Source organism: Caballeronia sp. J97, assembly GCF_905220305.1.
In the GTDB taxonomy this organism is placed as follows: domain Bacteria; phylum Pseudomonadota; class Gammaproteobacteria; order Burkholderiales; family Burkholderiaceae; genus Caballeronia.
The window spans coordinates 22433-44961 of record NZ_CAJMZL010000021.1 but is presented as its reverse complement, the minus strand read 5'-3'; the positions used below and the strand labels follow the sequence as shown (position 1 = coordinate 44961).

The following is a 22529-nucleotide window of genomic DNA, read 5'->3' as shown; positions in this document are numbered from 1 at the left end:
AGCAGTTTAAATTTCTGGAGACGTCATGACTGCCGCTACTGTTGACCATAGCTTGGGACAGACACATTGGCTTGCGACGCGCAAGGCAATGGCAAGGCTGATTCCCTTGATGTGCGCAATCTACTTTTTATCGTTCATCGACCGCACGAACGTGGCGCTGGCGAAGAGCGCGCTGGCCGCGGACCTCGGCATCAGTGCCGCGGCCTACGGACTGGGCGCGGGAATCTTTTTCATCGGTTATGCCCTGCTCGAAGTTCCGAGCAATCTGGCCGCTCATCGGGTCGGTCCTCGCGCCTGGATTTCGCGCATCGCGGTGACGTGGGGCGCGCTATCCACCGCCATGATGTTCGTGCAGGGCGAGTGGTCGTTCTACGCTCTCCGCGTGCTGCTGGGCATCGCCGAAGCGGGCCTCTTTCCGGCGCTGATGTACATGGTGACGCTCTGGTTCGCGCCCAAAGACCGGGCGGTCGCCGTCGGATGGATCTACACGGCGCCTTCGGTCGCGCTCATCATCGGGAACCCGCTCGGCGCGGGGCTGATGCAACTCGGCGGCATCGGCGGTCTGCACGGCTGGCAGTGGATGTTCCTGCTGGAAGGCTTGCCGACCATCGTGTTGGGCGTCGTGCTGTTTTTCAAGCTGCCGAACCGGCCGTCCGAGGTCAAGTGGCTGTCCCCGCAGGAAGCGCAGGCGCTCGAGACGCATGCCGTCATCGACACGCACGGCCACGCGGAACTCACCACCGCGGACTGGCTCTCGGCCCTCAAGCGCCCGACCACCGTTCTCATCGCGCTCATCTACTTCCTGAACCAGGTGGCGTTCGTCGGCCTGTACTTCTTCACGCCATCGATCGTCGCGCAGATGCATGTGACGTCGCCGATTCTCGTCGGCGTGTTGTCGAGCAGTGTCGGCATCGGGTTTCTGATCGGCGTCTTGACGCTGCCGCGTATTCATCGCCGTGTGAGCAACGAATGTGGCTTCCTCGGCGTGCTGACAGCGGGCGTTGTCGTCAGTGCGTGTGCGTTCATCGCCACCCGGAATCAGGCGGTGCAGATCACGCTGCTCGGTGTCACCGGCTTCTTCGCGGGCGGCATCCTGCCGTCTTACTGGGCCGTCGCGATGAAGCGCTTGCAGGGCGTGCAGGCGGCCGCCGGCCTGGCGTTCATCAACACGATCGGCCTGTTGGGCGGCTTCGTCGGACCCTACCTGTTCGGGCTTGCCGAGACGATGACCGGCAGAAGCGACTCGGGCTTCAACGTCGTCGTGGCCGCGTCGGTGCTGGGCTTGTTGCTGGTGCCGCTGCTCGCGAAATCGATCCGCGCGGCGGAGCGTCCCGCCGGCGGCGCGGAAGCCTCCGGCACGTTGAACGCCCGCAAAAGCTGACCATTCGATGGTGCGACACATGAATACATTCGAGCTTCTGAAGCCAAGGCCCGGCCTGCGCGTGCTCATCTCGGGCGCGGCGTCCGGCATCGGCGCGGCCATCGCGGACGCATTCGTACAAGCGGACGCGCAAGTCTATATTTGCGACGTGAACCAGTCGGCTGTCGATCGCGCCAAGGAAGGAAACCCGAAGCTGCACGCCGGCGTCGCCGATGTGAGCATTCGCGAGCATGTCGATCGTGTCGTCGAAGACGCGCGTTTCAGACTCGGCGGACTGGATCTGCTCATCAACAATGCGGGAATCGCGGGTCCGACCGGCGGGATCGAGACCATCGATCCGGACGATTGGGAGCGAACCGTCGCGACGAATCTCAACAGCCAATACTACTTCCTCCGCCGCGCCGTGCCGTTGCTGAAGGAGACGTCGGATTGTCCCGGCATCATCGCGATGTCCTCCGTCGCCGGCCGGCTGGGCTATGCGTTCCGAACGCCCTATGCGTCGACGAAATGGGCGATCGTCGGGCTGGTCAAGTCGCTGGCCATCGAACTCGGCCCGGCCAACATCCGGGTCAATGCCGTATTGCCCGGCGTCGTGCAGGGCGAACGGATGGACAAGGTCATCGCCGCGCGAGCCGAGTCGGCAGGCGTCGGCTTCGATGACATGAAGGAGCAGTACCTGCAGAAGATCTCGCTGCGCCGCATGGTGACCGTCGACGATATCGCCGCGATGACGCTGTTTCTGGCATCACCGGCAGGGCGGCACATTTCGGGGCAGGCGATCAGCGTCGACGGCAACGTGGAGTATCTCTGAGCAAATGACCCGGCTGCGGCGAGCCGGGGGGCATCATTCACACATGATGCAGCTTGCGTCTGGGCTGATGGCTGCGCTGCCGTGATTCCCAACCTTCCGCGAGCCCCACTTCCGCGTGCGAAGGGTCGAGCGCCGGAATCCCCTTGACCAGATCGGCGGCCCGTTCGGCCAGCATGATCGTGGGTGCGTTCAGGTTGCCGTTCGGTTCGGTCGGGAAGACCGACGAGTCGATCACGCGCAGCCCCTCCATGCCACGCACGCGCAGTTCGGAGTCCACCACGGCCATCGCGTCTTCGCCCATCCTGCACGAACCGCACGGGTGCATCGTGCTTTCCAGATTGGCGCGGACGAAGGCGTCGATCTCACTGTCCGTCCGGACATCCGGCCCCGGCGCGAGCTCGACATCGCGGAACGGGTCCATCGCCGGCTGCGCGATGATTTCCCGCGTGAGACGCACGCAACGCCGGAACCCTTCGCGGTCTTCCTCGCGTTCCAGGTAGTTGAAGCGAATCTCGGGATGCACGTAAGGGTCCGCGGCGCTCACGCGCACGTACCCCCGGCTCTTCGGCTTGTTGGGTCCGGTGAGCACCATGAAGCCGTGGCCTTTGAGCGGCTTGTCGCCGTCATAGCGCATCGCCGCCGGCAGGAAATGGAACTGGATGTCCGGCCAGCGCAGACCCGCTTCCGAGCGAATGAAGCCGCCCGCTTCGAAATGGTTGCTGGCGCCGAGCCCGTCCTTGAACAGCAGCCAGCGCAGTCCGATCATGAACTTGCTGAACGGGTCCATCTTGCTGTTGAGCGTGACCGGCTGCTTGCACGCGTACTGGATATAGATCTCCGCATGATCCTGCAGACTTTCTCCGACACCGGGCAGATCGTGCCGCACGTCGATGCCCGCGCGGCGCAGCACCTCTGCCGGGCCGATGCCGGAACGTTGCAGCAGATGAGGCGAGCCGATCGGCCCCGACGAGATCAGCACCTCGGCGCGGCAACGCGCGGTATGGCTCACGCCGCCCTGATCGTAGACGACGCCGACCGCGCGCTTGCCTTCGACCAGCACCCGGCGCGTCATCGCATGGGTCACGACGTGCAGATTGGGCCGCGTCATCGCCGGTCGCAGATAAGCGTTGGCGGTGGACCAGCGCACGCCGTCCTTGACGGTCATGTGCATCGCGCCGAAGCCTTCCTGCATGTAGCCGTTGCAATCGTCCGTCTTGATGTAGCCCGCCTGCGCGCCCGCTTCGACCCATGCGCCGTAGAGCGGGTTTCGCATGTTGTTGCCGTTGTTCGTCGACAAGGGCCCGCTCTCGCCGCGATACAGATCGCCGCCGAACTTGTAGCTCTCCGCGCGCCGGAAATACGGCAGGCAGTTCGCGTAGCCCCAGCCGCGCGCGCCGAGCGATTCCCATTCGTCGAAGTCGTATGCGTGGCCGCGAATATAGACGAGGCCGTTGATCGACGAGGAACCGCCCAGCACCTTGCCGCGCGGACAATGCAGCTGGCGTCCGTCGAGATGCGGCTCCGCCGCGGTCTGGTACTTCCAGTTGTACTTCTTCGTGTTCATCGGCATCGAGAAGGCGCTCGGCATCTGGATGATGATGCTGCGGTCGCTGCCGCCGTACTCCAGCACGAGCACGCGCACGGACGGGTCTTCGGTGAGGCGGTTGGCCAGCACGCATCCGGCCGAACCCGCGCCGACGATGATGTAATCGTATTGATCGGTGGACATATCGTTTCCTGATCTTTTCCAGTTTCTGCAATCGTGGATGACGCGTCGGGCTAGAAGCGCTTGTCGCCTGTCGTGTACTGGGGCAGCGTTCTTTCGATGTGATCGATGACCGCCTCTTCCTTTCTCATGTCGAGCGAGCGCGCGAGCAGGAAGTACGCGATGCCTGACACGAGCAGTCCGACCAGCCATGCGAGATCGACACTCCCGATGGTCCGGGCGAGCGGGCCGACGTAGACCGCATCCTGACCATCGAAGATGCAGAAGAAGGGGATCATCGCGGCGAAGCCGATGGCATAGGAAACCAGGCCACGCGCACCCCACGCGCCGTACACGCTGCCGTGCGGCATGAAGAAGTGCAGGATCGCATAGCGGCCTTTGCGGACGAAGAAATAGTCGGTGAGGTTGACCGCCGTCCACGGCACGAGGAAGTAGAGCATCACGACGAGATAGATGTTCAGCACCGACAGTCCCTTGCCCGACGTGTAGATGCTCAACGCCACGCCGAGCTGCAGGCACACGACGAAGAGCACCGCGACGATGCGCGTGCTGACCGTCGGCCGCAGCTTCCTGAACGAATCGACGCCGGTGATGGCCGTCAGCTTCGCGCTGTAGATGTTCATCGCGATCACGGGCAGGAACGCGAGTATCGTGATCGCGACGAGCACGCTGCCGAGCCCCGGCGCGAGATCGCTGCCCACCTGGTTGAGCGCGACGAGCACATCGCTTGCATGCAGGTGATCGGCGAGCCAGCCCCCGACGGCGATCATCCACGCGCCCGACAGCGATGCGCCCACGAACACCGCCGCGATCAGCTTGTCGCCCGGCGTGTTCTTCGGCAGATACCGCGAGTAGTCGGACACATAGGGCGCGTAGGCGATGTTGTAGCTCGCGGCCGCCGCGAACTGGGCGATGAATCCCGTCCAGTTGAAGCCGAGCGGCGCCGGGGCACTTGCGCCCGCGGCCAAGGCCGGCGCCGGAACGTCATGAACCCAGTGCATCAGCACGGCGACGGTGACGAGCCCGTACAGCGGCAGCGACAGATAGAGCGCCCACTTGAAGCTGCGATGCATCCAGTCGTGGCCGAGCACGGCGAGCACCGATGCGGGCACGGTGACCGCGAGAGCGATGCTGAACGGATCCCAGCCGAACAGCGTCTTGAGGCCCTGCATCATCAACACGAGATTGACGATATTGAAGCCCGCGAAGACGAACAAGGTGGCGAGCAACACCAGAACCACGCCGCGATAGCCGAACTGCGCGCGCGACTGGATCATCTGCGGCAAGCCGAGATGCGGGCCCTGCGAGCCGTGGAACGCCATGAACAGCGTCCCGAACATGATGCCGAGCGTGCCGGCGACCGTCGTCCACCACGACGTGAGGCCCACGCTCGGCCCGACGAAGCCTATCGTCATCGTGAAGAAGGTGAAGTTGCCGAGGAACCAGAAGGGGCCCTGACGGGACAGCCGGTCCGTTCGTTCGTGTTCCGGAATGAAGTCGATCGAATGACCTTCTATCGCTCCGTGCTCGCCCGTCTGCGCGTGTGCGTCCGCGGCGCTTTCATACGATTTCATCGCATACCTCGATCAGTAAGCTGATGCCGTGAGAGGGAAAAGCGCTCAGTGCAACGTGATCCAGACGGCCTTCGTCTCGGTCAGATGGTCGAGCTGCTCCATCCCGAGGTCTTTGCCGAAGCCCGATTCCTTGAATCCGCCGAACGGCATCGCCGGGTCGATCGTGCTGTGCGCGTTCACGTAGACACTGCCCGCGCGCAGTTGCGGCACCAGCGTGTGGATGCGATTCACGTCGTTCGAGTAGATGGCCGCGGCGAGACCGTAGGGGGAGTCGTTGGCGAGCTGCACGGCTTCGCTCAGGTCGTCGAAGGGCGAGCTCACCAGCACGGGCCCGAAGATCTCTTCGCGGACGATCTTCATCGCGTTGCGGCAATGGGCGAAGATCGCGGGTTCGACGAAGTACCCGGCTTCATCCCGCCTGCGTCCGCCGTAGACGAGCTCGGCCCCTTCCCGCCGCCCCATGTCGATATACGCGGTCACGCGTTCCTTCTGCTGCGCCGACACCAGCGGACCGATGAAGCAATCGGGATCGAGGCCGGGCGCGATCTTCAGCGTGCGTGTGTAGTCGACGAGCGCCGCGAGAAAGCGCTCGTGGATCTTGCGCTGCACATACACGCGCGTGCCGGCGTCGCACACCTGGCCCGAGTTGAAGAACATGCCGTTGGCGACGGCGCGCGCGGCGGCGTCGACGTCTGCATCGTCGAGCACGAGCACCGGCGACTTGCCGCCGAGTTCCAGCGTCACGCGGCGGATATCGTTCACGGCCGCCTGTCCCACGTTGCGCCCCACGTCGGTCGAGCCGGTGAAGGTGAGCTTGTCGATGCCGGGGTGACGCGCGAGCGCCGCGCCGATCACGGCGCCACGTCCCGTCACGACATTGACGACGCCTTCGGGGATGCCCGCTTCCTGCACCAGTTCGGCGAAGCGCAGCGTCGACAGCGACGTGAGCTCGGCCGGCTTGATGACGGCCGTGCAGCCCACGGCGAGGGCGGCGGCGAGTTTCCACGCCATGGTCTGCAGCGGGAAATTCCACGGCACGATGATGCCGACCACGCCGACCGGCTCCTTGCGCGTATAGGCGACATAGTCGCCGGGCAGCGACGGCTCGACGGTGCGCCCATGCAGCTTCGACGCCCAGCCGGCGAAGTAGCGGAATGTGTCGATGGTGCCTTGCACATCGACATCCCGCGCCTGCGAGGCGGACTTGCCCATGTCGATGGATTCGATCTCCGCGAGCTCGGTCGCGTTGGCTTCGATCAGATCGGCGAGCCGATGCAGCAGACGCTCCCGTTCGAGCGGCTTGAGCTTGCGCCACGGACCGCCGTCGAATTGCGCACGCGCCGCGCGCACCGCGCGGTCCAGATCTTCGATCGTGGCGAGCGGAATCTGCGTGATGAGGCCCGTGGTCGATGGCTCGACCACATCGAGGGTCTCGCCCGCGGCGCCCGGCACCCACTCGCCGCCGATGAACATTTTCTGCGGCTTGTTCAGAAAGCGCGCGGTGGCTTCCTGAACGCCGAACTGCGCCAGATAGTTGCTGACAAGGGTATCCAACGTCGTCTCCTGATATCCGGGGCTTCGAAGGCGAGCCCCGTGAATGTCGATGTGAACTGCCAGGTTGCAGGCGCGTCTTCTATCGTCTGGCCTTGCTGCGCTCGTGAAAGATGAAGCCGATCGAATTCATCAGCAGTTGAGCGGCGAGAATCGGCGTGACGCCGGCGGGATCGTAGGCGGGGGCGACTTCGACGAGGTCCATTCCTACGATGTTTCCACGGCTGCGTCGGGCGAGCGCCTGGATGATTTCGAGCACCTCGTAGTACTGGAAGCCGCCGTGGCTCGGCGTGCCCGTACCGGGCGCGATGGATGGGTCGAAGCCGTCGATGTCGATGGTTATATAGTAGGCCGCGCCTTCGGGAACCCGCGCGAGAACGCCTTCGGTGCCGAGCCGGCGCACGTCGCGCACCGACAGGATCTCCGAACCCGCACGGCGCGCCGCGTCGTAGTCGTCACGGTTGGACGACGACACGTTGCGAATGCCGAGCTGCGTCATGCCGACGATATGCGCCATCTCCGAGGCGCGCCGCAGCGGATTGCCGTGCCCGTAGCGCACGCCGTGACGCTCGTCCACGAAGTCCAGATGCGCGTCGAAGTGGATGATATGAATCGGTCCCTTCCCTTCGAACGCCTTGATCACCGGCGCGTGGATCGAATGGTCGCCGCCCAGTGTCACGGGCATCGCCCCGCACGCGAGAATCTTGCGCACCGCGAGCTCGATGTTCGCGTTGCTGCTCGCCATGTCGGTGTGCACGATATCGGCATCGCCGACGTCGACCATGCGCAACTGGTCGCGGCTCAGATACAGCACGTCGTCTTCGTGGTCGTAGGCGCCCGCGTGCCCGAATGAAAACAGCGTCGACGCCTCGCGAATGCTGCGCGGCCCGAAGCGTGCGCCGGAGCGCCACTGCGTGCCCATGTCGTTCGGCGCGCCGAGGATCGCCACATCGGCGTCGATCCGGTTCCAGTCGAGGCACACCGGCGACTTCGCGAAGGTGCAATGACCGACGAACGGCAGATTGAGCCGCCCGGATTCATAGCTGTTGCCCTGCATCTGCATCTCCTGTTCTGTCAAGATGGACCGCAGGCTGGGCCTGCGCGTTGTTTTGAGAAACTATGAACAGGAACGGCGGGCGTAAAAATCACGAGTATCGGATATTCACATCGGAATTTCCGAAGCAACGGCGCAGGGAGGCGCAACCCGATGACCCAGTTGCAGGACGTGGACCTCAAGCTATTGCGGGTGTTCATGGCCGTGGTGCGATGCGGCGGATTTTCGGCCGCGCAGGCGAGCCTGAACGTCAGCCAGTCGACCATCAGCGAGCAGATGACGACGCTCGAAACCCGTCTCGGTCTCAAGCTGTGCGAACGGGGGCGGGGCGGCTTCCGGCTGACCGAGCATGGCATCGCGACCTACGAAGCGGCGCAGCGGCTGCAGATCGCCGTGGAGGCGTTTTGCATGGATACCGACGCGCTCAAGAAGCACATCTCGGGAAAGCTCTATCTCGGGACCATCGACAATACGGTCTCGGACAAGATCTCGCCGCTGCCGCATGCGCTGCAGAAGTTCGTGTCGCGCGGACACGACGTGCACGTGGATGTCTATGTCGGCTCGCCCGCCGAGCTAGAGGAGCGCGTGCTGGATGGCCGGCTCCATGTGGCCATCGGCCACTTTCCGATTCATGTGCCGGGCCTGAGCTACGCCGAGCTTTACGCCGAACCGGACGGCCTCTACTGCGGCAAGGGCAATCCGCTCTATGCGCGCGCGTTCGATGCCGACGTGTCCTCCGAGAAGATCGCGGAGAGCCGGATCGTGGCGCGGGGCTACTTTCAGCAGCACGATCTGCGGATGCTGAGCGCGAGCAAGGCGGCGGCCACCGTCGACAACGTCGAGGCGCAGGCCATCCTCATTCTGTCGGGAACGTATGTGGGATTTCTGCCCAATCACTATGCGGCCCGCTGGGTCGAGAGCGGCGACATGCGGCGGATCTGCGCCGGGCGCTATGGCGGCGCGTGGCCGTTCTGCGCGATCACGCGGCGCGGCGCGGCCGTGCCATCGATCCTGAAGGCGTTCATGGCCGATCTGCAGGCGTGTCACGAGGCGATGCGGCCGCCCGCGCCCGACGCCTGACGCGCCACCATGACGACGCGATCGTATCGCGGTGTGTTCCGGGCCAACATTCCGCGAGCAATTGTTGGTCCCCTTGCGGCGGCGGCGCGTGCATCGTGCCGCCGCGACGCGCTTCGCGCGCCTGGCATGCTCCGTGCATTTTGAAGCCACGAGCCCGCCGGCCGGCTGGCCACGCCACCGAAGGAGACCACGATGAGCGCACTGACCATCAAAGACCTGCCCACGACGAAGGAACTCGACAGCGCGACGCTCGCGAGCGTGCGTGGCGGCATCGGCAGAACGCCGCAACAGATTCTGGCCTGGGAAATCTCCGGCAAGCCCGCGACGTGGCAAGGTCTCGTGCTCGGCGACGACGGCCGTCTGCATACGCCAACGCCTTGACGGGCGCCGCGCCAAAGCGACCGAGCGCATGGCTCAACTGAAACGAATGACGCAATTGATGCGGAATCGATGACTGGCCCTCCCGCCTGGCGACAGGGTTTCGGCGGTGCCAGTCAGTCGACGGCGGCTCGATGCCACGTTCATCGCAGGTCTGCTTGTCACAGGTGGTCTTCCGGCGCGATGATTCTGGAATCGAGCGCGCAACTCACGGACGACAGATTCACCGTCGTAGCAGACAACGATGACTTCTCTGAAGGAGATAAACGTGCGAGCTTCCGACATCATGACGACTTCGATCATCACGGCCAGTCCGGACATGTCAATACGGCACGCGGCGGGGATGATGGTGTTCGCCGGCATCAGCGGCATGCCCGTGGTCGACGAGTCCGGCAAATTGCTCGGTATGGTCACGGAGGGCGATCTCATGCGTCGCGCGGAGATCGGGACGGGCGTCAAACAGCGCGCGTGGTGGCTCGAGCTCGCCGCGTCGACGACTGAACTCGCGAGCCAGTATGTGAAGGAGCACGCGAGGAAGGTCAGGGATGTGATGACCACCGACGTCTCGACGGTGACCGAAACATGTTCCGTCGCCGATATCGCCGAACTGCTCGATCGTCGGCGCATCAAACGCGTGCCGGTCATGCGCGACGGCAAGATCGTCGGCGTGGTGAGCCGGGCCAATCTGATTCGCGCGCTCGTGACCATGGCGCCCGAAGTGCCCACGACAACGGAGAGCGGCGATAACGCGATCCGCGAAGACGTGCTCGCGGCCATGAAGGACCATCCCTGGGCGCTCGCGCGGGAAAACGTCACCGTCGAAAACGGAACCGTGCATCTCTGGGGCCCGGTCGTCGGCTCGGAAGAGGGCTGCGCGATCCGCGTTGCGGCCGAGAATGTGCCGGGCGTGAGGGACGTGAAGACGCACTTCGGGCTTCCGCCCTCCGTTCCATCGTCGCATTAGCGAAAGCGAACGTGCATTGCTGTGCGGATCGCGCGGTGCTGTCCACGACAAGTCCGCGCGGTCTGGTTCGCGTGCGGCGCCGGAGGCGCGCCTGGCGAACCGAGGCGGCGCTACAGAGCGATCACTGCGACGGGGCTTCGGCGGCGAGCACGCCGAGCATTCCGTGCGTCTCCAGTTCGCGGCGCAGGCGCTTGAGTTGTTCGAAGGCGTAATGGGCGTAGTGCTGGGCCGCGATCGCCGGGTCCCAGTTGATCGCGTGCCCGATGTCACGCCATAGCGCGCCGCCTTCCAGCATGCGCTCGATGGTCGGAATATGGCCTTGCGTGACGAGGCCAATCTGGACCTGCGAATTGTCGCAGACGTATTTGTTCAGCATAGGCATGCGTGTTCTTGTTCGTTCGTTGACGCCGATAAGCGCCGCGCTCGACAGGCGAAAATTCCGTACGGGCGGCGATGGAGCCTGCTCTCTGGAAAAGTATCGGCGTCGGGCGTCGGGCTCTATTCGTTACACCACACACGCCTGGCTGACGTCGGCTTGGTTCGACTTGCAGCCCCCCGATGTATGAGCCGCTTCACTCATGCACGTTCCCCGCCCCCTTTGCTTCTTGCCTCCTTAACGCCTACAACAAAACATGTCCGGCGATGTTCTTCCCGGCCGGATTCAACCGGCGGTGGAGGCGCAAATGAGCTACAAACTGGTTGGCAGCATCCTCGAAGTGTGCGAGTGCAAGGTCCTGTGCCCGTGCTGGATCGGCGAGGATCCCGACAACGGCATCTGCCGTAGCGCGCTTGCATATCACTACGAGCAAGGATCGATCGACGGCGTCGATGTATCGGGCATGACGGTCGCGTTCGCCGCGTTCATCCCGGGCAATGTGCTCAAAGGCGGCTGGCGTGTCGCGATGTTTGTCGACGAGCGCGCGAGCGATGCGCAATTCGACGCCCTCGTGAGCGTTCATCGTGGCGAGCGCGGCGGGCCGCTCGCGGATATCGTGAAGCTGATCGGCGAAATCGTGTCGGTGGAACGGGCTGCAATCGACTACTCCGTCACCGACGGCAAAGGCAGGATGAAGGTCGGCGAAACCATCGAAGCCGAGATGGAGCCGTATCGCGGCCCGACCGGCGAGCCGACCAAACTGGTCGAAAGCATTTTTTCGACGATACCCGGATCGCCGGCCTTCGTCGGCAAGGCGAACGCGTTTCGCCTGCGGCACGCGACACTCGGTCTCGATCTCGCATTGACGGGGCATAACGCCATTCAGGGATCGTTCAGCTTCGCGTCGTGAACACGCGCCAGCGCTCGTGGCTTTTCGCGCCGCTCTTCGCCGCTTTGACGATCGGCGCGTGGATCGCGCTATGGATGTGGGACGCGGGCCCCTATGCACGCTATCTGCGACACGCGAACTGGATCGACGTGCCGGTCCTCGGCGCGATATGCGACGCGGTGCCGGGCGCGAGTCCGACGATCGTCGCGCTGCTGCACAGCGTCGCATGGCTCCTGATGATCGCGGCGATGATGCTGCCGACCGCCTTCCTGTTGTTCGACAACTTCAGGCGAATGACCATCGCGCGTGAAAACCGCCATGCGCTGATGGCGTTGCTGATCGTCGGCTACGCGACGATGTGGGCGCTGTTCGGCCTCGTCGCGCATGGGTTCGATGCGGCGCTTCATCGACTTGCGGATCAGTCACCGACGCTGCTCGCGAACGCATGGCTGATCGGCGCCGCGATCGTCGCGGTCGCGGGCGTCTATCAGTTCAGCAGTCTCAAGCATCGATGTCTCGACCGATGCCGCTCGCCGCTGATGTTCATCACCGGGCACTGGCGGGGCCGCAGCGCGCGCCGCGAGAGCTTCCTGCTCGGCATGAATCACGGCGCCTTCTGCATCGGTTGCTGCTGGGCGCTGATGCTGCTCATGTTCGCGGTCGGCACAGGAAGCGTCGGCTGGATGCTGGCGCTGGGCGCGATCATGGCGGCCGAAAAGAATCTGCGCTGGGGCGCATACATCGGCAAACCGCTCGGCGTAGCGCTTATCGCGTGGTCGGCATGGATCGTCGCGCAGCACGCCTACGTCGCCTGAGGCACGCGCGCGGCGCGGTACGGTTCATGTCTCGCGCAACGTTACTCACATACTTAAGAAGTCCGGTCGCCATGCGCGTGTCCTGACTTTCCCCGAAACGGTCGCGGCGGCGCGTGACAAGTCGCCCTGCCACGCGGATGATGAAGCCGGACCGACAGCAGAGATTGAGCGATGACCGACGATCTGGCGACATGGCTGGCGCAGATTGGCCTCGGCGCTCATGCTGCGAAGTTCATCTCGCAAGGGATCGACTGGGATGTGCTCGGGGATCTTTCCGAGGGCGACCTGAAGGAACTCGGCCTCACGCTCGGCGACCGTAAGCGGCTCGCCAAAGGGCTCGCGAGTCTGACCGGCACGCACAGACATGCGCTCGGGCGGCCGAAAGATCGCGCAGACTCGTCCCGGTCGCCGGCACGCAGCGTTGTCGAGGCCGAGAGGCGGCAAGTCACGGTGATGTTCGTCGATCTCATCGACTCGACAGCGCTCGCCGAGCGCTTCGATCCAGAAGACATGCGACGCCTTCTGGGCGGCTATCATCAAGCCTGCGCACGCGCAATCGAAGCGCATGAAGGGCATATCGCGCTGTATATCGGCGACGGCCTGCTCGTCTATTTCGGCTACCCGAACGCGCACGAGGACGATGCCATACGCGCGGTGCTCGCCGCGCTCTCCGCCATCGCGGCGCTCCGCGAGGCGAACGATCGCGTCGAGACCGAATATGGCGTGCGCCTGCGGGTGCGGATCGGAATCGAAGCGGGGCTCGTCGTCGCGGGCGCGGTGGGCGCGGGATCTTCGCTGGATCAGCAGGCGATCGTCGGGGAAGCGCCGATCATCGCCGCGAGACTGCAGGCGCTCGCGCCGCCCGATGCAATCGTCGTGGGGCCGACTGCCCAGCACCTGATCGAAGGATCGTTCAAGCTCGAAGACCTCGGCTGCCGGGAATTGAAGGGCATCACCGGTCCGGTACGGGTCCAGCGCATTCTCGCGCCGTCCGATGCGACGAATCGCTTCGAGATCAGGGCGGTCCGAGGCATCACCCCGCTCATCGGCCGAAACGCGGAACTCGACATGATCCGGCAGCGCTGGAAGCAGAGCGTCGAAGGCGAAATGCGCTGCATGCTGCTGACCGGCGAACCGGGAATCGGAAAATCCCGTGTGCTTCGGGCGCTGTGCGACAGCATCGATGAGGAGTCGCATGCGATCGTCCCGCTTCATTGCTCCGCTTACTATCGCAACAGTCCTTTCTGGCCCGTGCTGCGCTGGCTGCAGCGCACGTTTGGCGTCGGCGCGGACGTGCCGGATGCGTCGGACGGCCCGGATAGATCGGACAGCGAGCGGCTGCAGTCAGGCATCGCGAGACTCGGACTCGATGCCGACGAAACGTTTCTCGTGCTTGCCAACCTGCTCGGCGTACCGGCAGCCACGCGCGATCCGGCCGTCGACACCTCTTCGCCTTCCTTCAAGCGCCGGACGCTGGACGTGCTGGTCGCCATGCTCGAAGCGTCGACGCGCGTTCAGCCTGTGCTCGTCGTGGTCGAAGACGCGCACTGGATCGATCCGTCATCGCTCGAATTCGTTCGGCTCGTGATCGAACGGCTGATGTCCGCGAGACTCCTCGTTCTGCTAACCGCACGGCCGGAGTTCGAACCGGGATGGACTTTTCCGCATCTCGTACAACTCAAGCTCGATCGACTGTCACGCCGCGACAGTGTGGCGATGATCGAGCGGCTGACGGGCGGCAAGCGGCTTCCCGCTCTCGTGCTCGATCAGATCGTTTCCAAGACGGACGGCGTGCCGCTCTTCGTGGAAGAACTGATCAAGGCCGTTCTCCAGGGCGATTCGTTGCAGGATGCCGGAATGAGCTACGAGTTCAAAGGCACGGCGCGGACGATCGCGATTCCCGACACGCTGCAGGGCTCGTTGCTGTCGCGGCTCGACCGGCTCGAGCCGGCCGTCAAGGAGACCGCGCAGGTCGCCGCCACCGTGGGACGCGAGTTCGGCGCGAAGCTGCTCGGCCTGATCGCGTCCAGGTCGGAGAACGAACTGCAGGAAGCGCTCGACCGTCTGATCGCGGCCGATATCATCGTGCCCGCCGCGGGGAAACGCGTCGACGACGATGCCTATATGTTCCGACATGCATTGATTCAGGAGATCGCATATCAATCGCTTCTGCTTGCGCGCCGGCGGCACTACCATGCGCTCATCGCCGCCGCGCTCGAGGAACACTATCCGGACATCGTCGAGCGGCAGCCCGAACTGATCGCACAGAACTTCGCCGCCGCTGAATTGCCGGAACGCGCCATCGGCTACTGGCAGCGCGCGGGCGAGCGGGCGCTCGCGGGCGCCGCCTACGACGAAGCCATCGCCCATGCGCAGCGCGGACTCGAACTCGTCAGGCGATGCGTCCGCGGCGAGCCCGAGCAGGCCGCTCGCATCCTGCCGTTGCTGCTGACAAGAGGCAGGGCAGAGCTTCGGCAGGCGCGACGCGAGGCGATCGCGACCTTCCGGGAAGCGGCTCGAATCGCCCGCGAACAGAAGCTCACTTCGCATCTCGTGCAGGCAGCGTTGGAGTTCGACACCGCCGAGACCTTCCTCGAAGGCTCCGGCAATGCATCGCTCGCGTTGCTGGAAGAGGCGCTCGCCGAGACCGGCGCGGAGGAATCGGTCGAGCGTTGCCGCTTGTTGAGTCGGCTCGTGCGCACCGTTCATATGACAGGCGCACGCGAGCAAGGCAGCGAACTTGCCGGCGAGGCCGTCGCGCTCGCACGACGTCTGAACGATCTGCCAAGCCTTTTCGACGCGTTGGCGTGCGAGTTGATGCATGTCGGTGCGGTCCCGTTGTCCGCGAACCGGTTTGCACAGCGTAAAGGCGTGTTGCTGGAGCTGAGGCAGATTGCGGAAACGCTGGGCGACACGCACACCATCGGTCATGCATGCGCCCGATGTCTTGCCGGATACCTGGAGATCGGCGAGGCAGACGCGTTCGAAAGCGCGCTGGAGCGATATCGGCAGATTGCCGCGAGCGGACAGCACTTCGTCGACAAGTGGTGCGTGACCGGCGCGCAAGCGATGCGGGCCATACTCGTCGGCGATTTCGCCGAGGCGGAGCGCAGGACGCGCGAGTCGCTGCAGATGGCGCAGAGCGCCGACGCGAATCTCGCAACCGGCGTCTACGGCATGCAGATGTTCTCGATTCGCCGCGAACAAGGCCGGCTCGCCGAAGTCGCGCCGATCTTCAAGCGCTTTATCGACGACGCGCATTCCGAGGATTCGACGTGGCGCCCGGGATTCATGTTGATCTGTAGCGATCTCGGCTTCGCGGCGCAGGCCCGCGACAACCTCGACCGGCTTGCGGAATCGGAGTACGGCGTCCCCGTGGACAGCAAGCGGCTGGTCACGCTGGCCTATCTGGCGGAAGTGGCCGCACGCCTGCGAGACGTCGAACATGCCGAGCGGATCTACGCCCTTCTGCTGCCGTTCCGGGATCAGGTCGTCACGGTGCCGGTGTTTACGCTTTGCTGCGGATCGGCAGCGCGGTTTCTCGGCATGCTGGCCCATGCGCTCGGCGACTGGTCTAACGCCGAACAGCATTTCGAGTACGCGCTGCAGATGGACGAACGCTTGCGCGCGTGGCCCTGGCTCGCGCATGACCGGCACGAATACGCGCTCATGCTGGCGGCGCGCAATCGCATCGGAGATGGCGCACGCGCGCAAAACCTGCTCGCGCTGGCGGCAACCGAAGCCAGGAAACTCAGGATGTTCGCCCTCGTCGAACGCATCGGTGGTGCGCGGACGGGCGCAAGGACCGGAAACTAGCGCAGCCAGCGCGCAGTTTGACGCGCGATGGGCTGTCGAAACACGCGGAGGATGCCATGCCACGTTTCATGATCGAACGTAATTTCGCGGAACAACTGGAGGTCACCAACGACAGTGCGGCCACGGTGAAGCGGATCAACGACGAGGAAGGCGTCGAGTGGCTTTTCTCGTTTCTCAGCGCGGACAAGAAAAAGACGTATTGCCTGTATGAAGCACCCAATGTCGAGGCTATCCGCGCCGCGGCACGGCGCGCAAATCTGCCGGCCGATGTGATCATCGAAGTGAGCGACTTGCGGCCGGAAATGTTCAGCTAGGTGTCGCGGGATGGTTTCACCAAGAACACGAACTTCGGTCCGTCGTCGGGCCGAAGGTCGACACGAGCGATGCGTTGACCGCTTCCTGAGCAAGCAGTCCTCATCGTCATCTAATTCGAGCCGCATAAAGTCGCTGTGATAGGTGAAACGATGTCCTCCCCATAACCCGTGCGCTCGAAAACGCGCGCAATACACGCGAGCGTGGCGCTCCATGGAAAACTACTTCGACGGCCCTTTCGGGAGCAAGCCGATTTCAGCGCAGGTGAGCAATCCAAACATCATCGTCGGGCGATGCAGCTATTACGCTGGCTACTATCACGGACACTCGTTCGATGACTGCGCACGCTACCTCGGATCGGATCACACAGGCGGGGACCGGTTGATCATCGGTAGCTTTTGTTCGATCGGAAGCGGCGCGGCGTTCATGATGGCGGGTAATCAAGGCCACCGGAAAGACTGGATCAGCACATTCCCGTTCTTCTACATGCAGGACGAACCGGCATTTGCCGACGCCCGCGATGCATTCGAACCCGCTGGCGACACGATTATCGGAAGCGATGTCTGGATCGGCTCCGAGGCGATGATCATGCCGGGTGTGCGCATCGGACATGGCGCAGTGATCGGGAGTCGCGCGCTCGTCACGAAGGATGTCGAACCCTACACGATCGTGGGCGGCAATCCGGCGAAGCCGATTCGAAAGCGGTTTTCGGACGAAGAAATCGACATGCTGCTCGCGATGTGCTGGTGGGACTGGCCGCTCGACGAGATCCGCGAATCGATGAAGCTGCTGTGCTCGACGGATATTGCAACGCTGCACGAGCGTTGGCGCGAGTCGTCGTTGTCCGGATGTCGATCCGGTTGCGCGATGGCAGACCGCTAACGTACGAACTTTGCACGCATCCTTACCCAGTCGCCGTCGAAACCGGCCGCCATCATCCATTCACGATAGTGAATTCATATCGTAAATTTTTATAACTTTCCCTTATCGTTTTTCTCGCGCACGATGGTTCCGTGTTTTCCCCCTGCTTGTAAGGCTTAGAAGAATGCGCGGCACCCAATAGAGCCGACCATGCGCTCCAGCATCACGTCGATGCCTGTCCTCCAGCGCACGAAGCCTTGGCATGTATTATCCGGATTCGATTCGGAATCGCTCGGGATGATTGTTCGGCCGGCACGCGTACGCGCATGTCGTGTCGACCGGGTAGTTACCCTGAGCACCGCCTCGATTTTCAGCAGTACATCAAGCGCCGAACGAGCGCAATGACACATAAACGGAGACAGACATGGTAAGCGCAGATACGGCGGTAGCCGGGCAGTCGCACGGACGTCGTCAAAACAGGTGGGTGCAGTTGGTGATCGGCATTGTCTGCATGGGGCTCGTCGCCAATTTCCAGTACGCGTGGACATTGTTCGTGATGCCCATGGACGCAAAGCACCACTGGGGACAGGCGGCGATTCAAACCGCGTTCACCATCTTCATCGTCACTGAGACATGGCTCGTGCCCGTCGAGGGCTGGCTCGTCGACAAGTTCGGGCCGCGCCCGGTGGTGATGGGCGGCGCGATCTGCGCGGCGATCGGCTGGGTCATCGACGCACATGCCACCACGCTCATGCATCTGTACATCGCGGCGGTGGTCGCGGGTATCGGCGCAGGGTGCGTGTACGGCACGTGCGTCGGCACAGCTCTGAAGTGGTTTCCGGACAAGCGCGGCCTCGCGGCCGGTCTGACGGCCGCGGGCTTCGGCGCGGGCGCAGCGGTTACCGTGATCCCGATCTCGAACATGATCCAGAGCTCGGGCTACGAAAGCGCGTTCATGTTCTTCGGCATTCTGCAGGGCGCGGTCATCTTCGTGCTCGCGCTGTTGCTCGTGCGGCCGAAGCCGCCGGCGAACATCGTGCCGGCCAGGCGCATCGTGGCGACCAAGATCGACTATACGACCGGACAGATGGTGCGAGCGCCTATCTTCTGGGTGCTGTACGCGATGTTCGTCGCGGTGGCGGCGGGAGGCGTGATCGCCACCGCGCAGTTCGGACCGATCGCCAAGGAATACGGCTTCGCAAGCATGCCGGTGAGCCTCTTCGGCGCGACCTTGCCGCTGCTCGCGATGACGCTGTCCATCGACAACCTGTGCAACGGCTTCACGCGTCCGCTGTGCGGTTTCATCTCGGACAAGATCGGCCGCGAGAACACCATGTTCATCATCTTTCTGGGCGAAGGCGTCGCGCTGCTCGGGTTGATGCAGTTCGGACAGAATCCCTACATGTTCATGCTGTTCGCGGCGCTGACGTTCCTGTGCTGGGGCGAGATTTTCTCGATCTTCCCCGCGACCTGCGCGGACACGTTCGGCAGCAAGTACGCCGCCGCGAACGCAGGCACGCTATACACGGCCAAGGGGACGGCTTCCATGATGGTGCCGCTCGCGTCGGTGCTCGCGTCGTTCGGCTCATGGAACACGGTGTTCATCGCCACCGCGATCACATCGATCGCGGCGGGCGTGTGCGCGAAGTTCGTGCTCGCGCCGATGCGCCGCCGCTGGATAGAGAACACGGTTACGCAGACGTCGTCGCATCCGTCCATCGACTTGTCCTTCCAGACCGACTGGACGGACGCGCCGAGCAAATCGTCAGCCCGATGAAGACTCGGGGCACGCGTGAGCGTGCCCTCCGCATCGGCCGGCTTCGCCTGCCGCGTTCGCGCGGCATCGCGACTGTGGCTCGACTGTCCTACCGCCCATAGCGTCGCCGGCACTCGCATGGTCACCGAAGCCCGCCAAGGGCCTGCGATGACAAGCGAGTGCCAACGCGCGCAATTGCCCACGCCGGCACGCGTGCCGCGATGTCGGCGCGTCTGAGCGCTCCCTCCTGCTTTCTCGAATCCCTTCCTACCCACCTGACGCCGCGCATGAGCGCGTTATCAGCGTTTCTACCAATCCGATGACATTCGGAATGTAGTATCTTGTATATCACACCACTGCAAACCACTGCGCGCGGTCGGCCTGCGCTGCATGGACCAGAGATGGAGAGTCAATCGCAGACGCGCGAAAGGTTCGGACCGTCGCGTACCGGAATGCGGTCGATATGGCGATCTAACAAGCGGGACGGCGCTCGGGCATCGACCAGGGCACATCCGCAAATCGGGAATCGAGCAGCCAATGTCATCTGAAACTCAAACTCTGGAGGGGGCCGGGATCTGCGCCGGCGGACTGAAGTTGTCGTTGGAGCCCATCAGCGCCGCCACCTCGCTTCGCGATCAGGCGTACGTGAAACTGCGGCAGTTGATCGCCGAAGCAGATATCTACCACTCGCAGAGAGAAATTCGTCTCGACGAAAAGGAGCTGACGGAAGCGCTCGGCGTGTCGCGCACGCCGATCCGCGAAGCCATGGTGCTGCTTCAGCAGGAGGGCTTCCTGCGCTCCGGATCGCGTCGCGGCGTCTATATCTTGCGCAAGACCCGGCGCGAGATCGTCGAGATGATTCACATGTGGGCCGCGCTGGAAAGCGCGGCGGCGCAACTCGCGATCCAGCGCGCAACCGACGAGGAGATCGCCGGGCTTCGCAAGATGTTCGACCATTTTCGCGACTCGACGCCTGCCGAAAATATCGACGAGTACTCGGAAGCGAACATCGCGTTTCATTCGGCCATCGTGCGGCTATCCAAGTCGCAAGTCATCTTCGACACGATCAAGAACGTCTTCGCCCATGTGCGTGCCATTCGCAAAGTGACGCTACCGCAAAGCGACCGCGCGTCGCGTTCGATCGTCGATCACATGCGGATTATCGAAGCGCTGGAGATGCGCGATTCGGAGCTGGCCGAGAAGCTCGTGAAAGAGCATTCGCTCGAGCTTGCCGCGTTCGTCGAGGCCCATTGCGACTTTCTCGATTGAAGCAGGTTCTTACGCGTGCGATGCGTGGGACGCGTGACCGATGTTCTTCTGGTTCACCCTAGTCCCGAAACCGCAATTAAGCTTTGACAAATACGATATCTGGTATCTAGTATATCACCAACATAACCGGCCCTCTGGGGGAGACAAATGGCAGACGTACTCGAGGCAAGAACACAGGAAGCCGCTGAAGTGAAGGCGCCGCAAACGACCGACGGTTTCCATCTCGTCATCGATGCGCTGAAGCTGAACGACATTGACACGATCTTCGGCCTTGTCGGCATTCCAATCACGGACCTCGCGCGACTTGCGCAGGCGGAAGGCATGCGCTTCATCGGTTTTCGCCATGAGCAGCATGCGGGCAATGCGGCGGCGATCGCCGGCTACATGACGCAGAAGCCGGGCATCTGCCTGACCGTGTCGGCGCCGGGCTTCCTGAACGGGCTGACCGCGCTCGCCAACGCAACCACCAACTGCTTCCCGATGATCCTCATCAGCGGCTCGAGCGAGCGCGAGATCGTCGATCTGCAGCAGGGCGATTACGAAGAGATGGATCAGCTCAACGCAGCGAAGCCGTATGCGAAGGCCGCCTATCGCGTGCTGCATGCGGAAGACATCGGCATCGGTGTTGCGCGTGCGATCCGCGCGGCCGTGTCGGGCCGCCCGGGCGGCGTGTATCTCGATCTGCCCGCCAAGCTGCTCGCGCAGACGATCGACGCGCTCAAAGGCCAGCAATCGCTCGTGAAGGTCGTCGATGCCGCGCCGCGCCAGTTGCCGTCGCCGGATTCGGTGAAGCGCGCGCTCGACGTCATCAAGAAGGCGAAGCGTCCGCTGATTCTGCTGGGCAAGGGCGCGGCATACGCGCAGGCCGATGCGCAGATTCGCGAGCTGGTCGAGAAGAGCGGCATTCCGTATCTGCCGATGTCGATGGCGAAGGGCCTGCTGCCCGACACGCATGCGCAATCGGCGTCGGCGGCGCGTTCGTTCGTGTTGCAGGAAGCGGATTGCGTCGTGCTGATCGGCGCGCGTCTGAACTGGCTGCTCGCGCACGGCAAGGGCAAGACCTGGGGCGCGGCGCCGAAGCAATTCGTGCAGATCGACATTTCGCCGACCGAAATCGACAGCAACGTCGCGATCGCCGCACCGGTGATCGGTGACATCGGCTCGTGCGTGTCGGCGCTCGTCTCGGGCATGGACGCGGGCTTCCCGAAGCCGTCGAGCGAATGGACGGGTGCGATCAACGAGCGCAAGAACAAGAACCTCGAAAAGATGGCGGCCACGCTCGCGAAGAATCCGTCGCCGATGAATTTCCACAGCGCGCTGCGCGCCATCCGCGACGTGCTGAAGACGCGGCCCGATATCAACGTCGTCAACGAAGGTGCGAACACGCTCGACTATGCGCGCAGCATCATCGACATGTACGAGCCGCGCAAGCGTTTCGATTCGGGCACCTGGGGAATCATGGGCATCGGCATGGGCTTCGCGATCGGCGCGGCGGTGACGAGCGGCAAGCAGGTCGTCGCGATAGAAGGCGACAGCGCGTTCGGCTTCAGCGGCATGGAACTCGAAACCATCTGCCGATATGACTTGCCGGTCTGCACCATCGTGTTCAACAACAACGGCGTGTATCGCGGCACCGATGTGAATCCGACCGGCGGCAAGGACGTCGCGCCGACCGTGTTCGTGAAGAACGCGCGCTACGACAAGATGATCGAGGCATTCGGCGGGATCGGCTTCAACGCGACCACGCCGGAAGAACTCACGCATGCACTCGAAGAAGCGATCAAGTCGGGCAAACCGACGCTGATCAACGCAGTGATCGACGAAGCGGCCGGCACGGAAAGCGGTCGCCTGACGAATCTGAATCCGCAAAGCGCGGCGATGAAAAAGTAATCAAGACTAGCCATCAAGGAGAACTC

At 63.5% G+C, this 22529-nt stretch carries 18 protein-coding genes; 13 read left to right on the top strand and 5 right to left on the bottom strand.

Annotated features, from left to right (window positions below):
- The first annotated feature begins 25 nt into the window (after positions 1 to 25).
- Together U4Y90_RS23890 and U4Y90_RS23885 are read left to right on the top strand one after the other, a co-directional pair.
- The gene (locus U4Y90_RS23890) at positions 26 to 1381 is read left to right on the top strand and encodes an MFS transporter (protein ID WP_321798243.1); all 1356 of its coding nucleotides are present in this window, start codon (positions 26 to 28) and stop codon (positions 1379 to 1381) included.
- A 19-nt stretch (positions 1382 to 1400) separates the two neighbouring features.
- Positions 1401 to 2192, top strand: coding sequence for an SDR family oxidoreductase (locus U4Y90_RS23885; RefSeq protein ID WP_321798241.1), 792 nt, complete (start codon positions 1401 to 1403; stop codon positions 2190 to 2192).
- A gap of 37 nt (positions 2193 to 2229) precedes the next feature.
- On the opposite strand, the gene betA is transcribed toward U4Y90_RS23885, so the two are convergent.
- The 4 genes from betA to speB form a co-directional block, all read right to left on the bottom strand.
- Positions 2230 to 3921 (bottom strand): choline dehydrogenase, encoded by a 1692-nt coding sequence (betA, locus tag U4Y90_RS23880; protein ID WP_321798239.1) that lies wholly within the window; start codon positions 3919 to 3921, stop codon positions 2230 to 2232.
- Between the two features lie 50 nt (positions 3922 to 3971).
- A complete protein-coding gene (locus tag U4Y90_RS23875) occupies positions 3972 to 5492 on the bottom strand; it encodes a purine-cytosine permease family protein (protein ID WP_321798238.1) in 1521 nt (506 codons plus the stop codon).
- Between the two features lie 45 nt (positions 5493 to 5537).
- A complete protein-coding gene (locus tag U4Y90_RS23870) occupies positions 5538 to 7046 on the bottom strand; it encodes an aldehyde dehydrogenase family protein (RefSeq protein WP_321798237.1) in 1509 nt (502 codons plus the stop codon).
- A gap of 79 nt (positions 7047 to 7125) precedes the next feature.
- Positions 7126 to 8100, bottom strand: coding sequence for an agmatinase (speB, locus tag U4Y90_RS23865; protein ID WP_321798236.1), 975 nt, complete (start codon positions 8098 to 8100; stop codon positions 7126 to 7128).
- Between the two features lie 150 nt (positions 8101 to 8250).
- On the opposite strand from speB, the gene U4Y90_RS23860 reads away from it, so the two are divergent.
- The 3 genes from U4Y90_RS23860 (at position 8251) to U4Y90_RS23850 (ending at position 10519) form a co-directional block, all read left to right on the top strand.
- A complete protein-coding gene (locus tag U4Y90_RS23860) occupies positions 8251 to 9177 on the top strand; it encodes a LysR family transcriptional regulator (protein ID WP_321798235.1) in 927 nt (308 codons plus the stop codon).
- A gap of 192 nt (positions 9178 to 9369) precedes the next feature.
- Entirely contained in the window at positions 9370 to 9558 is a 189-nt protein-coding gene (locus U4Y90_RS23855; RefSeq protein ID WP_321798234.1) for a hypothetical protein, read from the top strand.
- 265 nt (positions 9559 to 9823) lie between these two features.
- On the top strand, positions 9824 to 10519 hold the full coding sequence (locus tag U4Y90_RS23850) for a CBS domain-containing protein (RefSeq protein WP_321798233.1): 696 nt from the start codon (positions 9824 to 9826) through the stop codon (positions 10517 to 10519).
- A 121-nt stretch (positions 10520 to 10640) separates the two neighbouring features.
- On the opposite strand, the gene U4Y90_RS23845 is transcribed toward U4Y90_RS23850, so the two are convergent.
- A complete protein-coding gene (locus U4Y90_RS23845) occupies positions 10641 to 10901 on the bottom strand; it encodes a hypothetical protein (protein ID WP_321798232.1) in 261 nt (86 codons plus the stop codon).
- 301 nt (positions 10902 to 11202) lie between these two features.
- Here U4Y90_RS23845 and U4Y90_RS23840 point away from each other — a divergent pair, with 301 nt between their 5' ends.
- From U4Y90_RS23840 to oxc, 8 genes are all read left to right on the top strand, one after another.
- Positions 11203 to 11805 (top strand): DUF1326 domain-containing protein, encoded by a 603-nt coding sequence (locus U4Y90_RS23840; protein ID WP_321798231.1) that lies wholly within the window; start codon positions 11203 to 11205, stop codon positions 11803 to 11805.
- Between the two features lie 74 nt (positions 11806 to 11879).
- Positions 11880 to 12599, top strand: a complete 720-nt coding sequence (locus tag U4Y90_RS23835; RefSeq protein WP_321798358.1) for a DUF2182 domain-containing protein — start codon at positions 11880 to 11882, stop codon at positions 12597 to 12599.
- A gap of 171 nt (positions 12600 to 12770) precedes the next feature.
- On the top strand, positions 12771 to 16415 hold the full coding sequence (locus tag U4Y90_RS23830) for an AAA family ATPase (protein ID WP_321798230.1): 3645 nt from the start codon (positions 12771 to 12773) through the stop codon (positions 16413 to 16415).
- Between the two features lie 56 nt (positions 16416 to 16471).
- Entirely contained in the window at positions 16472 to 16729 is a 258-nt protein-coding gene (locus U4Y90_RS23825) for a DUF4242 domain-containing protein (protein WP_321798228.1), read from the top strand.
- 211 nt (positions 16730 to 16940) lie between these two features.
- Positions 16941 to 17609 carry a type B chloramphenicol O-acetyltransferase gene (gene catB / locus U4Y90_RS23820; protein ID WP_321798227.1) on the top strand — a complete coding sequence of 223 codons (669 nt, stop codon included), beginning with the start codon at positions 16941 to 16943 and terminating at the stop codon, positions 17607 to 17609.
- Positions 17610 to 18012: 403 nt separating this feature from the next.
- On the top strand, positions 18013 to 19365 hold the full coding sequence (gene oxlT / locus U4Y90_RS23815) for an oxalate/formate MFS antiporter (RefSeq protein WP_321798225.1): 1353 nt from the start codon (positions 18013 to 18015) through the stop codon (positions 19363 to 19365).
- Between the two features lie 516 nt (positions 19366 to 19881).
- Positions 19882 to 20613: a GntR family transcriptional regulator gene (locus U4Y90_RS23810; RefSeq protein ID WP_321798224.1), complete on the top strand. Its 732-nt coding sequence runs from the start codon at positions 19882 to 19884 to the stop codon at positions 20611 to 20613.
- 147 nt (positions 20614 to 20760) lie between these two features.
- Positions 20761 to 22503, top strand: a complete 1743-nt coding sequence (oxc, locus tag U4Y90_RS23805) for an oxalyl-CoA decarboxylase (RefSeq protein ID WP_321798222.1) — start codon at positions 20761 to 20763, stop codon at positions 22501 to 22503.
- Positions 22504 to 22529 lie beyond the last annotated feature (26 nt).

Bases quoted from the DNA above. Each gene is read 5' to 3' on its own strand.
- oxlT (WP_321798225.1), top strand. From the start codon at position 18,013: ATGGTAAGCGCAGATACGGCGGTAGCCGGGCAGTCGCACGGACGTCGT.
- U4Y90_RS23825 (WP_321798228.1), top strand. From the start codon at position 16,472: ATGCCACGTTTCATGATCGAACGTAATTTCGCGGAACAACTGGAGGTC.
- U4Y90_RS23845 (WP_321798232.1), bottom strand. From the start codon at position 10,901: ATGCCTATGCTGAACAAATACGTCTGCGACAATTCGCAGGTCCAGATT.
- U4Y90_RS23875 (WP_321798238.1), bottom strand. From the start codon at position 5,492: ATGAAATCGTATGAAAGCGCCGCGGACGCACACGCGCAGACGGGCGAG.
- betA (WP_321798239.1), bottom strand. From the start codon at position 3,921: ATGTCCACCGATCAATACGATTACATCATCGTCGGCGCGGGTTCGGCC.
- U4Y90_RS23840 (WP_321798231.1), top strand. From the start codon at position 11,203: ATGAGCTACAAACTGGTTGGCAGCATCCTCGAAGTGTGCGAGTGCAAG.
- speB (WP_321798236.1), bottom strand. From the start codon at position 8,100: ATGCAGGGCAACAGCTATGAATCCGGGCGGCTCAATCTGCCGTTCGTC.
- catB (WP_321798227.1), top strand. From the start codon at position 16,941: ATGGAAAACTACTTCGACGGCCCTTTCGGGAGCAAGCCGATTTCAGCG.
- U4Y90_RS23810 (WP_321798224.1), top strand. From the start codon at position 19,882: ATGTCATCTGAAACTCAAACTCTGGAGGGGGCCGGGATCTGCGCCGGC.
- U4Y90_RS23860 (WP_321798235.1), top strand. From the start codon at position 8,251: ATGACCCAGTTGCAGGACGTGGACCTCAAGCTATTGCGGGTGTTCATG.
- U4Y90_RS23855 (WP_321798234.1), top strand. From the start codon at position 9,370: ATGAGCGCACTGACCATCAAAGACCTGCCCACGACGAAGGAACTCGAC.
- U4Y90_RS23890 (WP_321798243.1), top strand. From the start codon at position 26: ATGACTGCCGCTACTGTTGACCATAGCTTGGGACAGACACATTGGCTT.
- U4Y90_RS23835 (WP_321798358.1), top strand. From the start codon at position 11,880: ATGTGGGACGCGGGCCCCTATGCACGCTATCTGCGACACGCGAACTGG.
- U4Y90_RS23885 (WP_321798241.1), top strand. From the start codon at position 1,401: ATGAATACATTCGAGCTTCTGAAGCCAAGGCCCGGCCTGCGCGTGCTC.
- oxc (WP_321798222.1), top strand. From the start codon at position 20,761: ATGGCAGACGTACTCGAGGCAAGAACACAGGAAGCCGCTGAAGTGAAG.
- U4Y90_RS23830 (WP_321798230.1), top strand. From the start codon at position 12,771: ATGACCGACGATCTGGCGACATGGCTGGCGCAGATTGGCCTCGGCGCT.